Origin of the sequence: Evansella halocellulosilytica, assembly GCF_002335745.1 — a bacterium.
Classification (GTDB): domain Bacteria; phylum Bacillota; class Bacilli; order Bacillales; family Salisediminibacteriaceae; genus Bacillus_CA; species Bacillus_CA halocellulosilytica.
Map to the genome: position 1 here is coordinate 2564449 of NZ_NIST01000001.1, position 14410 is coordinate 2578858.

9 protein-coding genes are annotated in these 14410 nt (G+C 40.0%); 4 read left to right on the forward strand and 5 right to left on the reverse strand.

Translation table 11 applies throughout. The features are described 5' to 3' along the window. Positions 1-51 precede the first annotated feature (51 nt). Entirely contained in the window at positions 52-1461 is a 1410-nt protein-coding gene (locus CD001_RS12260) for a family 43 glycosylhydrolase (RefSeq protein WP_096187993.1), read from the forward strand. Between the two features lie 540 nt (positions 1462-2001). On the opposite strand, the gene CD001_RS12265 is transcribed toward CD001_RS12260, so the two are convergent. Then, on the reverse strand, positions 2002-3651 hold the full coding sequence (locus tag CD001_RS12265) for a catalase (RefSeq protein ID WP_142303583.1): 1650 nt from the start codon (positions 3649-3651) through the stop codon (positions 2002-2004). A gap of 197 nt (positions 3652-3848) precedes the next feature. Continuing rightward, positions 3849-4019 (reverse strand): hypothetical protein, encoded by a 171-nt coding sequence (locus CD001_RS26415; RefSeq protein WP_179298717.1) that lies wholly within the window; start codon positions 4017-4019, stop codon positions 3849-3851. Between the two features lie 398 nt (positions 4020-4417). On the opposite strand from CD001_RS26415, the gene CD001_RS12270 reads away from it, so the two are divergent. After that, positions 4418-5341: a DMT family transporter gene (locus tag CD001_RS12270; protein WP_096187994.1), complete on the forward strand. Its 924-nt coding sequence runs from the start codon at positions 4418-4420 to the stop codon at positions 5339-5341. 128 nt (positions 5342-5469) lie between these two features. On the opposite strand, the gene CD001_RS12275 is transcribed toward CD001_RS12270, so the two are convergent. Then, positions 5470-6366, reverse strand: a complete 897-nt coding sequence (locus CD001_RS12275) for a LysR family transcriptional regulator (RefSeq protein WP_096187995.1) — start codon at positions 6364-6366, stop codon at positions 5470-5472. A gap of 114 nt (positions 6367-6480) precedes the next feature. Here CD001_RS12275 and CD001_RS12280 point away from each other — a divergent pair, with 114 nt between their 5' ends. Next, the gene (locus CD001_RS12280) at positions 6481-7446 is read left to right on the forward strand and encodes a quinone oxidoreductase family protein (RefSeq protein ID WP_096187996.1); all 966 of its coding nucleotides are present in this window, start codon (positions 6481-6483) and stop codon (positions 7444-7446) included. Between the two features lie 461 nt (positions 7447-7907). On the opposite strand, the gene pflA is transcribed toward CD001_RS12280, so the two are convergent. Beyond that, complete coding sequence (gene pflA / locus CD001_RS12285) at positions 7908-8654, reverse strand: pyruvate formate-lyase-activating protein (RefSeq protein WP_096187997.1); 747 nt, start codon at positions 8652-8654, stop codon at positions 7908-7910. A 62-nt stretch (positions 8655-8716) separates the two neighbouring features. After that, positions 8717-10975 carry a formate C-acetyltransferase gene (pflB, locus tag CD001_RS12290; RefSeq protein WP_096187998.1) on the reverse strand — a complete coding sequence of 753 codons (2259 nt, stop codon included), beginning with the start codon at positions 10973-10975 and terminating at the stop codon, positions 8717-8719. A 369-nt stretch (positions 10976-11344) separates the two neighbouring features. On the opposite strand from pflB, the gene adhE reads away from it, so the two are divergent. After that, positions 11345-13948: a bifunctional acetaldehyde-CoA/alcohol dehydrogenase gene (adhE, locus tag CD001_RS12295; RefSeq protein ID WP_096187999.1), complete on the forward strand. Its 2604-nt coding sequence runs from the start codon at positions 11345-11347 to the stop codon at positions 13946-13948. Positions 13949-14410: the final 462 nt, after the last annotated feature.

The following is a 14410-nucleotide window of genomic DNA, read 5'->3' on the forward strand; positions in this document are numbered from 1 at the left end:
GATGTTGGTTGTGATGTAATGTTTACATTAATAATAATGGAGAGGTTTATAATGAAAAAACAAGGAATGAATCCTTATCTTCCTTCGTGGGAATATATACCAGATGGTGAACCGTATGTTTTTAATAACAGAGTCTATGTTTTTGGCTCACATGATCGTTTTAATGGTCATGCATATTGCTTAAATGATTATGTATGTTGGTCTGCACCTGTAGACGATTTGGCTGATTGGCAGTGTGAAGGTGTAATATATAGGAAAACAGATGATCCAGTGAACCATGCTGGAAATATGTGCTTGTATGCTCCTGATGTCACACTTGGACCAGATGGAAGGTATTATTTATACTATGTTCTAGATAAAGTATCAATTGTTTCAGTGGCCGTTTGTGATACACCAGCAGGAAAGTATGAATTTTATGGTTATGTTAAATATGCTGATGGTACTCGTCTAGGAGAAAAAGAGGGTGATGAACCACAGTTTGATCCTGGTGTATTGACTGAAGGGAAAAAAACATATCTATATACTGGCTTTTGTGCAGTTGGTGACAGGTCAAGAAAAGGGGCTATGGCAACAGTTCTTGGACCGGATATGCTTACTATTTTAGAAGATCCGGTATTTATTGCACCTAGTGAGCCTTATAGTGAGGGGAGCAGTTTTAAAGGTCATGAGTTCTTTGAGGCACCTTCCATGAGGAAGGTAGGGGATACCTATTATTTTATTTATTCCTCCATAGTAATGCATGAACTGTGTTATGCCACCAGCAAAAATCCAACGAAAGGCTTTGAATATAAAGGTGTTATTGTGAGCAATAATGATCTTCATATTGATTCTTATAAACCTGCAGATAAACCTATGTTTTACGGTGGTAATAATCATGGCAGTATCATCGAAATAAATAGTAAATGGTTTATTTTTTATCATAGACATACCAATGGATCTAATTTTTGCCGTCAAGGTTGTATGGAGCAAATTGAAATTCTAAACGATGGTACGATTCCACAAGTAGAGATGACTTCATGTGGGTCGAATGGAGGAGCACTAATCGGTCGGGGAGAGTATCCAGCATATCTGGCATGCAATCTGTTTTACCGTGAAGAAGAAAAGTATACAGGTGATCTGTGGATGGATAGCCAATTCCCAAAGATAACTCAGGATGGAAAAGACGGGGATGAGGAAATCGGATATATTGCGAATATGCAAGATACTGCTACTGCTGGATTCAAGTATTTCGATTGTAAAGATATTAAGACGATTAAAATTAAAGTAAGAGGATATTGTAGTGGCGTTTTTGAAGTTAAAACCTCGTGGAATGGTAAAGCACTGGCTAGAATACCAGTTAAATTCACAAATGTATGGACAGAATATTCTTCTGACATAATTATTTCGGATGGTATACAGGCATTGTATTTTACTTATACAGGTAACGGTAGAGCTAGTCTGGCTTCTTTTACATTTGAGTGAAAATAGACTAAATGCATAAGGGAGTTTGCTAGGTAATATTCACTGAAACAGTGGTTATGAAAGAAATACTCACAGATAGGTCAGCCATGTGGATACCCCCGACCACCGGTACCATTCCATTTTATTTTTAATCGTGTAAATGTGAATACATACCGTCATATCACCGTTTCTCACAGTAGTGGGGAACGTTTTTTTTATTTTTATAACAACGTTGATTTTACGTTTAACTTATAATCTCTAACCGAGTGCAAACATTCGAAAGGAAGATGTTTATGATAAGAGGTAAACAACAATTGAAATGACCGTGAATTATCCATAGTCCGAAAATGGTCCATGTCATATAAAAAGCGTTATGTTTGTTTATAGTTAGATGATTGCGACTTACAGAAGTACCAGTGGACGGGTATGCTACAAAGAAATGCTTGTCGAAAAAGAGACAGGCTCGTATATTTTCAAAATCAACAATGTATAGAATTAGAAAAGGCTGCAAGTCCGTCACTATCTTGACTTCCTTTTCAGCCTCTTTTGTATACTCCTTAATTAATATGGATCTGCTTCATGGCCTTTATCTACTGCCTCTTTAGTTGCTTCATTTGCTCCTTGTGAGCCTTCGCCATATTTCGTGGAAGCAGCTTCTCGACCAGGAATGTTATCTTTCTCCGCCATCTCTTTATTTTTCTTCATTTGCATTTCCATACCCTCTTTCACACGGCGACCATATTCTTCATCGGCTTGTGTGAAATGATCAACCATCGCATCTTGAATTCGCTTGTCACAGATTGCTAATGCTTCGGAAAGATTCTTGATTAATTCATCGCGCTCCCAATCTTCAAAGCTACGGTAAGTTTCGCCCGCTTGCCCGTAGTTATTCGGGCGATCAATTGGCTCCCTCATAACTGCATCGTTATACATTGGACGATGAGGATGATGATTTTCTTTACTATGTTCTACAAGTCCACCAAGCATAGATGGCTCATAGTTAATATGTGGGTTTTCTCCAGACTCTTTTGGGTCACGCGTATCCATTTGACCTCGTTGCTGGTTCGTGCGAACAGTCGTTTTCGGTGCATTGACAGGTAATTTCAAATAGTTTGCCCCTACTCGGTAGCGTTGCGTATCTGAATAAGAGAACGTACGGCCTTGCAACATTTTATCGTCTGAGAAATCCATGCCATCGACAAGAACACCTGTACCAAAGGCAGCTTGTTCAATCTCAGCATGAAAATCTTTTGGGTTTCGATCAAGTACCATGCGACCTACTGGCAACCATGGAAATTTATCTTCCGGCCACAGCTTCGTATCATCAAGTGGATCAAAATCAAGTTCAGGATGATAGTCGTCTTCCATCATTTGTACAAAGAGCTCCCACTCTGGGTAATCCCCATTTTCAATCGCTTGATATAGATCTTGAGTTGCATGTCCTACGTTTTTCGCTTGAATTTCGTGAGCTTCATCTTGTGTTAAGTTACGGATGCCTTGCTTCGGCTCCCAATGATATTTCACTAGAACAGCTTCACCTTTGTCATTAATCCACTTATAGGTATTTACACCTGAACCTTGCATATGGCGGTATGTAGCAGGAATACCCCATGGTGAGAATAAGAATGTAATCATATGTGTTGCTTCTGGTGTTCGAGAAACGAAATCAAACATACGCTCAGGATTCGGTATATTCGACACAGGATCTGGTTTAAATGCATGGATCATATCTGGGAACTTCATCGCATCACGGATGAAGAAGATTTTTAAATTATTACCAACTAAGTCCCAGTTACCATCTTCTGTATACATTTTTACGGCAAAACCACGTGGGTCTCGTTCTGTTTCTGGGGAATCCTTCGCTCCTGCCACAGTAGAGAAGCGAACCATTAAAGGTGTCTTCTTCCCAGCACCAGAAAAAACTTTCGCACGAGTATACTTTTCTACTGGTTCATCTCCAACTTTTCCGTACGTTTCAAAATAACCAAATGCCCCGCTTCCGCGTGCATGAACGACACGCTCAGGTACTTCTTCCCTATCAAAGTGGGAAATTTTTTCTATGAAATCATAATTCTCAAGTGTAGCTGGTCCACGATTACCAACAGTACGAATATTTTGATTATCTCTCATTGGATGACCTTGACGCGTGGTTAGCTTTTCACTATTCGTGACATCTCCGTTTGTCTGCTGCTTATCTTTATGATCTGACAAAATAAAAACCTCCTCAACATTTGTTCACACATATAATGCATCAATTTAGAAATTTTATACAGTTATAATTTCGTGTTTGCAGGTGTTGATATGCTTTCCATCTACTCGCTTTCACCTCTAGGCACAAGTGAAACATCCGTTGTGCTTTGGAGTGAAAACGTCCGAAAGTTACGGATTCGAGTAATTACTCCACCAAGTTAAATCGAAAGATTTTTAGGATTCATGATACAAAATATGCGCAACTTCTCCTTGTTTAGGCGCAACAACTCTTCGTTTGGACGCAACTTCTCCTTGTTTAGGCGCAACAACTCTTCGTTTGGACGCAACTTCTTCTTGTTTAGGCGCAACAACTCTTCATTTGGACGCAACTTCTCCTTGTTTAGGAAATTAATTCATCACGGATTCAGGATTCATGAACAATGTAGTAATTGGCAGTAATAAAATAAAAATCAAAAATATAATATTATGAATTAGTCTTAAAGCTTTAGACTAGGCGCTGTGACATTGTGATTGATATTATACGAGTTTTAAATCATGTGTGTTTCTAATAAAACGATCAATCGAATGATCAAATCAGCATAATCGAAAAATTCAGCTTTATTCACTGAAGTATTCATTATATGCTTACATACATAAATGAACTTCGTAACTCTGATCACAGCGGGTTCAATGCATTAGCGAATAATGCATGCAATGCCAATGAGGAGATGGTGTACAAGAGCTAATCAATGATTCAGATTGTGCATTTAATTTCAGGGGGAACAACATGAAAGCTGAACATTTATTTAGAAGTAAGTGGGGAATGATCCTCGCTGCCGGTGGGGCAACTTTTTTATGGGGAAGCTCTTTTCCGTTTATTAAGTTAAGCTATGACATGCTAGGTATTGAAGCGGATCAGATCGGCGAACAAATATTATTTGCTGGGTATCGATTTTTTCTAGCAGCACTTATGATTATTTTTATCCTATATATGAGCAAGACACGTGTTAACAGGAGTAAGGATCATATACAGCCATTAATGATGATTGGCTTTTTCCAGACGTTTTTGCAGTATATACTTTTTTACATAGGTTTGAGCTTGAGCACGGGAATACAAGGATCAATCATAGCAGGAACAACGACATTCTTTCAAATCATTTTTGCGCATTTTATGTATAAGGACGATCATTTGAGCTGGAGAAAAGTGGTAGGCTTAATCATCGGATTTATGGGTGTCATTTTCGTCAACCTGACGAATGGATCATTACACCTTAATTTTGGGTTAGGCGAGATTTTACTTATCATAGCGATGATATCTTCAGCTTTCGGTAATATTCTAGCAAGAAATGGCTCAGCAAAAATGGATGTTGCATATTTAACGACGGTTCAGATGTTCATTGGATCAATCGGACTGCTGACAATCGGAGTTTTTTCCGTAGGCTTCTTTCCTTTTGACTTTGATATATCATCATTTATGATCCTGATCTACTTATCTTTTATTTCTGCTGCAGGCTTTATCTTATGGAACAATGTTATGAAATATAATAAAGTGGGCAAAGTTTCTGTCTTTCTATTTTTGATTCCAGTCTTTGGTGTTTTCTTATCTAGTCTGATTCTCGATGAGCCTATCCATCTGTATGTGATCGTTGGTCTTATCTTTGTTACAAGTGGAATTGTGATCGTGAATAGGAACAAAGCTAAACAAGCTTGAACTGGATGATCGAATCAAGCATCAACGCTCGGATGAAACATTAAAAATGACAGAATGAAATGCTTGAATAAATGAAAATGAACAAGACTGCTCTTTCATTTCAAGATGAAAGAGCAGTCTTGTTTGTTCTACTGTATTTCTTGAAAAGTCTCACGTGTGAGTTGGATAAACGCTTGCAGTGGAAGAGTCATCCACTTATCTTTATGCCAAGCAATTTGTGTAAAGATAGGGGAAACTGAGTCGGCCCATGGTATTTCCTTTACCACTCCAGCTTTAAGCTCCTTTTCAATAGCCATGGCTGGCAATACGGCTACTCCAAGTCCAGAAAGTACACATTGCTTAATCGCTTCAATGCTTATGAACTCGAATTTTTGAATCATCTTCAAGTTTGCTTCTCGAACAGTATCTTCCAAAATACATCGGTATGAACAGCCTTCGTCCGTAAGCAAAAATGTTGCTTGTTCAAAGTCATACGGAAATCCTTTCTGTTGAGTAGGTATAGAATAATCTGGTGAAACTACGATTTTCAACTCTTCTTGTACAAGCGTATCTACGATTAATCCTTGAGTAGGCTTTGCTTTATCCATAATAAAAGCTAAGTCCAGTTTACCTTCTAACAATTGCTCTCTCGCATGTTCGTTTGAGTGTGCCTGTTTAAAGACTAACTTTACTTTAGGAAATTGTTCTTGAAAACTTTTCAGCAATAAAGGAAGCCGATACGTACATTGGCTTTCTTGCGCGCCAATGGTTAGCGTACCAGTAGGTTCATCTTCTCCGTAGATTGCTGTTTTCGCTTCTTCTGAAATCATAATCAATTGATCGGCATAGACCTTAAACTTACGACCTTCCTCTGTTAAAACCAAGCGCTTCCCAAGTCGTTCAAACAGCGGCGTACCAAGCTCACTTTCCAGTGCTTTGATTTGTGCAGTCACACTCGATTGTGCAAAGTTAAGCTGTGTGGCTGTTTGTGTAAAGTTCAAATTTTCGGCAGCTGTTTTAAACGTAAGGATCTGCTTTATATCCATGTTCCTTCTCCTTAATCATAGATTTCGATTGAATCAATCAAAATAATCTTATTTTACGATTGATAAATCTATTATATGCTGTTAGTAAGACTTCTACAAGAGGAGGACGAAGAAATGAAAGCACTATGTTTTGATACGTATGGAGCCGCGGATGTCTTAGATTATAAGGAGGTGGCTGAACCAGTCATACAGTCAAATACCGTTCTAGTTCGGACGAAAGCGATCGGCTTAAACTTTGCAGATATCTATAGACGTAGAGGTGATTACTATCTTGAGGGGCAGCCTCCGTATATATTAGGCTACGAAGGGGCGGGCATCGTTGAAGCGGTAGGAGAAGGGGTCACTCATTTAAAAGTTGGTGACAGAGTAGGTTTTGCAGACGTTCCATTTGCAAACGCCGAGTATGTTGCAGTTCCTGAGAGTAGGGCAATTCCTCTTCCAGCAGGAATTTCATTTGAGGTTGCAGCTAGCACACTCCTACAAGGATTAACGGCCGATTTCTTAATTCATGATAGTTATCAGATACAACCGAATGAGATTGCTGTCATTCATGCAATTTCAGGTGGGGTCGGTCAGCTTTTAACACAAATGATAAAAGGTAAGGGAGCTCTCGTGCTTGGAATCACTTCTACATTAAGCAAACAAGAGCTTGCATTAGCTTTAGGTGCTGATGCAGTATTCCTCAAGTCTGATCAGTGGAAGGACGGTATTTTACAGTACACGAATGGAAAAGGATCGGACGTTGTTTATGATGGCGTAGGAAGTACATTAATGGATAGCTTTGCTGTGGTAAAGACGGGTGGAGCGGTCGTGTTTTATGGTACAGCAGGTGGAGACCCTCAATATCTCGACCCTAAAATCTTAATAGATGAATCGAAGTCACTTACGGGTGGGGATTTATGGAAGTTCCTTACGAATCGGGAGGAGAGATTATCTAGAGCAAATAGACTATTTAAGATGATATTGAACGAACAGATCAACGTATCTTCACCTACCGTTTTTCCATTAGCTGAAGGTGCAGAAGGTCACAAGCTACTAGAAAGTGGACAAAGCACAGGAAAAGTCATCTTTGTTCCCTAATCCTGATAGCAGATGGTTTATTCTCACTACTTGTCGGCACTACCTATCCATGCTTGGAGAGATGAATGATGAGTAGCCTTAATTACGTTATTCCGTAAAAGCATTTGGATTTAAGAAAACGAGAAAGTCTCGTTTGAAAACTTGTTTAAATTGGACAAAAGTAGCGCTGACTATACCGTTTGAAATAAGGATAGATGGAAAAGATATTCAAGAGCTATGGAGGAAATTGAGAGATAAGAACTTTTCATCACGTAATCTTCAATTCCCATCTTTAGAGTGTGAATGACCGCATGATATTCTTGTTCATATTGATCCTCCATAGTTTTCAGCTGAGGAGATACCCGTATGAAAAACAGGCTAAAGCCAAGTCTGGTTGAGTCTGAAGCAGAAAACTTATTTTATACATACTAGTGAACGTACGCTATACGAACACGAATTGACTAAAACAGAGCGCCTGAAATTCAGACGGTCTGAATGGTTTTTTGAGAACAAAGGAGCTGCTTTGCCCACTCTGTCGTTTTTTCATCCGGTGGCTCTGTGCCTTCCAGAGTGTAGGAGAGACCAAGCTCCTGCCATTTGTATGCGCCCATCTTATGATATGGAAGAACTTCGACTTTTTCCACATTTGTAAGTTCGTTAATGAACAAACGTAAATTACGGAGATCTTTTTCATTATCGGTTATTCCCGGCACAAGTACGTGTCTGATCCATACTGGAACATCTTTTCTAGACAACGTGCGAGCAAAGTCGAGAATACGTTTGTTCGACATGCCAGTAAGGGTGCGGTGCTTCTCATCATCAATTTGTTTTAAATCCACGAGAAATAAATCCGTGTATTTAAGCAGCTCGTTAAATTTCGTCTGAAATGATCGATGTTTTGAAAAACAGCCTCCTGAACTGTCTACAGTCGTATGAATCCCTAGTTTTTTGCATCCTTTAAATAATTCCGTTAAAAAGTCGATTTGTAACAAAGGTTCTCCTCCGCTCACAGTAACGCCACCGTTCGAATGTTTCATATACGGAAGGTATTTTTTTATGTCTTTAATAAGAGATGAAACGCTTCGCAGTTCGCCGCTGTCGCGCGCCCACGAGTCGGGATTGTGACAATATTGGCATCTTAACAGGCAGCCTTGTGTGAAGATGACATAACGGATCCCCGGTCCGTCAACCATCCCTGACGTTTCAATTGAGTGGATTCTTCCTTCCATAAGATAACCTCCTGAAAGTCCGGGAGAGCAGTAGCGAAACTGCTCCCCGACGTAGTTAGTGATTACATTGATTCGTGGAATGTCCGGGTAATCACGTCGATCTGCTGTTCACGCGTTAACTTGATAAAGTTGACAGCATACCCGGATACTCGGATAGTGAGCTGCGGATATTTTTCCGGTTGATCCATAGCATCGAGCAACGTGGCGCGATCGAACACATTAATGTTCAAGTGATGACCTTTCTGCTCCGAATAGCCGTCCAAAATGGCGGTGAGGTTTGTTTTTTGTTCATGCTCTTCACGACCAAGCGCCTTCGGGACGATAGAGAATGTGTTTGAGATTCCATCAAGGGCGCAGTTATAAGGCATTTTTGCGACAGAGTTCAATGAAGCTAACGCGCCTTTTTTATCTCTTCCGTGGAGAGGGTTTGCTCCCGGAGCGAATGGCTCTCCATCTTTTCTACCATCAGGTGTGTTGCCTGTTTTTTTGCCGTATACTACGTTTGAGGTGATCGTTAAGATGGACATAGTTGTTTCCGAATTGCGATATGTGTCATGCTTCTTAAGCATATTAGAAAACTTCTTCACGAGGTCCTTAGCTATATCGTCGACTCGTTCGTCATCATTTCCGTACTGTGGATAGTCGCCTTCGATGGCATAATCGATAGCAAGACCGTCTTCATCACGGATCACTTTTACTTTTCCATATTTGATGGCGCTCAATGAATCAGCAGCAACGGAAAGACCGGCAATGCCTGTTGCCATCGTTCGATGCACATCTTTATCGTGGAGTGCCATTTCAATACGCTCGTAGCTGTATTTATCGTGCATATAATGAATGACATTCAGCGTGTTGATGTACAATTCTGCGAGCCATTCCATCACAGCATCATAGTTTTTCATAACTTTTTCGTAGTCGAGGTATTCTCCAGCGATCGGTTCAATGCCAGGTGTGACTCTTACTTTTGCCTTTTCATCGATACCGCCGTTGATGGCATACAATAAACCTTTTGCCAAGTTCGCTCTTGCTCCGAAAAATTGCATTTGCTTGCCGATCCTCATCGCGGATACGCAGCAGGCGATACCGTAATCATCGCCATATTCTGGGCTCATCAACTCATCGTTTTCGTATTGAATGGAGCTCGTCTCAATAGACATAGCAGAGCAATAATGTTTGAATGCTTCTGGTAACGATGGGGACCATAGGACTGTCAGATTCGGCTCTGGAGCAGGTCCGAGATTTTTTAATGTGTGTAAAAATCTGAACGAGCTTTTCGTTACGAGCGGTCGTTCGTCGTTTCCTATTCCACCGATGGATTCAGTCACCCACGTTGGATCACCACTGAAAAGTTCATTGTACTCAGGTGTTCGGGCGAATTTCACTAAGCGTAGCTTCATGACGAAATGGTCAACGAGCTCCTGTGCCTCTTGTTCAGTCAACTGGCCGTTTAAAATATCCCGTTCAATGTAAATATCAAGGAATGTTGAAACACGGCCTAGACTCATCGCTGCGCCGTTCTGCTCTTTGACAGCGGCCAAATAGCCAAAGTAAAGCCATTGGAATGCCTCATGAGCATTTGTAGCAGGTGTGGAAATATTAAAGCCGTAAATATCTCCGAGCTCTTTTAATTCATTTAAAGCACGTATTTGTTCGGCAATTTCTTCCCGAAGCCGAATGTTGTCCTCAGACATGCGGCCATTGAGGGATTCGTGCTCAGCTTTTTTGAATTCTATTAATCTGTCTGTACCGTACAATGCGATCCTTCGGTAATCCCCAATGATTCTTCCTCTACCGTAAGCATCCGGTAAACCTGTAATAATGCCGACTTTTCTTGCCAACTTCATTTCAGGCGTATAAACGTCAAATACACCTTGATTATGGGTTTTACGGTAATCTGTAAAAATTCTTTCTACTTCTTCGTCCAATTCATAACCGTAAGATTCTAGTGCAGCTTTTGCCATTCTAATGCCCCCGAACGGCTGCATAGAACGTTTGAATGGAACATCTGTCTGGATACCGACTATTTTTTCAGTATCCTTGTTTAAATAACCAGCACCGTGAGATGTAATAGTTGAGACGACGTTAGTATCCATGTCATAAACGCCGCCTTTTTCTCGTTCTTCTTTGCTTAAATCAAGCACCTGTTTCCACAGTTGCTCAGTCACTTCGGTCGGTCCTACAAGGAAAGACTCGTCACCTTCATATAGCGTATAATTTTGTTGGATGAAATCGCGGACATCCATGTCATAAGTCCATTTTCCATGTACAAAACCTTCCCAGGCAGGATGAAAGTCTTTGTCCTTTAAAGTTTTTTCCACCATAATAACGCCTCCGTTTAATTAAGATTGGATATTAATTAGTGAAACATAACTAAGAGTGGAAAGACCTCACTAATGTGAAATGTTTCACAATATCTTTCTACTTTTAGTATAAGTCCAATTATCAGTGCCAACAATGGATAAATGTGACACTTTGATGACAGAAAATTTGATTTTTCAAAAGGATTTGAGAACGATCATTAAATAGTCAAAATCGAAATATACTATTGTGAAACATTTCACAAATTGTCCATATGATCTGACAAAATTACTCGTTATACTGAACATGAATAAAAAGTTGATTCATTTCAGCTTTTATTTTTCACACAAACATGTGAAGTGTTTCACAAAAGACTGAGGAGGAGATCGCATATGGTTGCAGAAAAGAAGTTAAACAAAATGGAAAAAAATACGGAAACGGTAATCAATGACTTAGTGATGAAAGGCCAAAAGGCACATGAAGACTTTTTACAGTACGATCAGGAACAAATCGACCATATTGTTCAGGAGATGGCGCTTGCGGGTCTCAATGATCATATGCCCCTTGCAAAAATGGCTACTGAAGAAACGGGAAGAGGTGTTTATGAAGATAAAATCATAAAAAATATGTTCGCTACAGAATACATTTACAACACGATTAAGCACGACAAAACGGTTGGTATTATCGATGAAAATGAACACGAAGAGATCGTTGAAATCGCAGAGCCTGTTGGGGTAGTCGCAGGTGTTACCCCGGTAACAAATCCGACTTCGACAACGATGTTCAAAATTCTTATTTCGATTAAAACTCGGAATCCGATTATTTTCGCTTTTCATCCGTCGGCACAAAAATGTAGCGCGAAAGCAGCTGATATTATGTATGAAGCCGCTTTAAAAGCAGGTGCTCCAGAAGGTTGTATCCAATGGATTGAAAAACCGTCCCTAGAAGGTACGCAGTTGCTAATGAATCACCCTGGTGTAGCTGTCGTACTGGCAACTGGAGGAGCAGGCATGGTAAAAGCTGCGTATAGTACCGGAAAACCGGCATTAGGTGTAGGACCAGGTAATGTTCCGTGCTACATTCATAAAGACGCCAATGTGAAGCAGGCGGTTAATGATCTGATTTTATCGAAGACGTTCGATAATGGGATGATTTGCGCTTCGGAGCAGGCAGTCATTATCGACAAGGATATTTACAATGAGACGATAACAGAGCTTCAGAACAATCAATGCCATTTCCTCACTGATAGTGAAATAACAAAGGTTGAAAAACTGGTCATAAATGAACATACGTGCGCAGTAAATCCGAATATAGTAGGCAAACCAGCGTATGAAATTGCGAAAACAGCAGGGGTCACTGTATCCGAAGATACAAAAATTCTTATCGCTGAACTGAAAACGGTAGGTCCTGAATCTCCTTTATCACGTGAAAAACTAAGTCCGATACTTGCGTGCTACAAAGTTCAAAACCACACTGAAGGTTTTGAACGGGCGAAAGAAATGCTTGAATTTGATGGATTGGGACATTCGGCTGTCATTCATTCCGAAAATGACGACATTGTCCAACAGTTCGGCTTGCAAATGAAAGCTGGTAGAGTGATTGTTAATTCACCGTCATCTCAAGGGGCGATCGGAGATATTTATAACGGCTATATTCCATCGCTCACGTTAGGATGCGGTTCTTACGGTCGCAACTCAGTCTCGCAAAATGTATCAACAATCAACCTTGTAAATATTAAAAAAATGGGAATGAGAAAAAATAACATGCAATGGTTTAAAGTGCCTCCAAAAGTTTATTTCGAAAAGAATGCTACACAATATTTAGAGAAAATGCCTGACATTTCACGTGCTATGATTGTAACTGACGAGATAATGGTGAAAATGGGCTATGTGGATAAAGTTCTGTATTATTTAAATAAACGGAAAAACGATGTTCAGTTTGAAGTTTTCTCTAATGTCGAACCGGACCCGTCCATCGAAACGGTAATGGAAGGGGCTGCTGCCATGAAAGCATTTGAACCGGATGTGATCATAACGCTTGGCGGAGGATCTGCGATGGATGCGGCAAAAGGGATGTGGGTATTTTACGAGCACCCAGATCTGGAGTTCCATGGCTTGAAGCAAAAGTTCCTCGACATTCGCAAGCGAGTGTTCAAATATCCGAAACTTGGCAACAAAGCAAAATTCGTTGCTATTCCTACAACTTCTGGAACAGGATCGGAAGTGACTTCCTTTTCGGTTATTACGGACAAAGAAAACAACGTGAAATATCCGCTAGCAGACTATGAACTGACACCGGATGTAGCTATTATTGACCCGGTTTATGTCAAATCAGTGCCACCGTCAGTCACAGCAGACACGGGCATGGACGTACTGACTCATGCCATTGAATCATACGTGTCTGTCATGGCCAATGATTATACCGATGGGTTGGCGATGAAAGCGATCCAACTCGTATTTGAATATTTGCCGAAAGCTTACAATAACGGGAACGATGAACTAGCGAGGGAAAAGATGCACAACGCTTCGACGATTGCCGGAATGGCATTTGCCAATGCGTTTCTAGGTATTAACCATAGCTTAGCACACAAATTAGGAGCTGAATTCCATATTGCACACGGTAGAGCAAACACAATTCTAATGCCGCATGTGATTAAGTATAATGCTAAGAAACCAACGAAATTTACTTCCTTCCCTAAATATAATTATTTCCGAGCGGATGAGAGATACGCTGAAATAGCAAAAATGCTCGGATTGCCAGCAAAAACGACCGAAGAAGGAGTCGAGAGTCTTATTGAAGCTGTGATCAAACTGGCTAAACAATTAAATATTCCAATGAGCATTGAAGCTTGCGGAGTGGAGAAAGAGGATTTTGAAGCGAAAGTAGACCTTCTCGCAGACCGTGCATTTGAAGATCAATGTACAACAGCTAACCCGAAACTCCCGCTCGTTGCAGAACTTGCTGAAATTTACTATCTCGCATACAAAGGTGTGTAACTGCCCATGTACATTTAACTTCATAATCATTCGAAAAATCCAAAAGGGTTTCTAACCTTTTTGGATTTTTTGATTGAAACTTCTGGTTATACACTTCATTGATATTATTTCGAGGCTGAAGTTAAATACCGTACCTAAATTCATTTGTTATAGAAACCTTTCATATTCTTTACATTTCCCTATTTTTTGTATAGGACATTAGTAGATTTTTTTCAAAAACATAATGCTGTATTGCCAGTTTTTCATGAATTGTACTAGCTTTTTCTTCCTGGATTCATCAAATTTTCCCTAGTTGAGTTATTACATTAAAATACTTTCGAACGACTTTATATCATATCGTCTCTTCTTTACATTTTCTTCATTCCACCTTAACCAAATAGCTCATAACGATTGCTAGACTTGAGATAGAAAGCGAGCGGGAGGTGGTCCTCAGTTTTTCAGGGAAAGAAGTTTAAAGTTTAT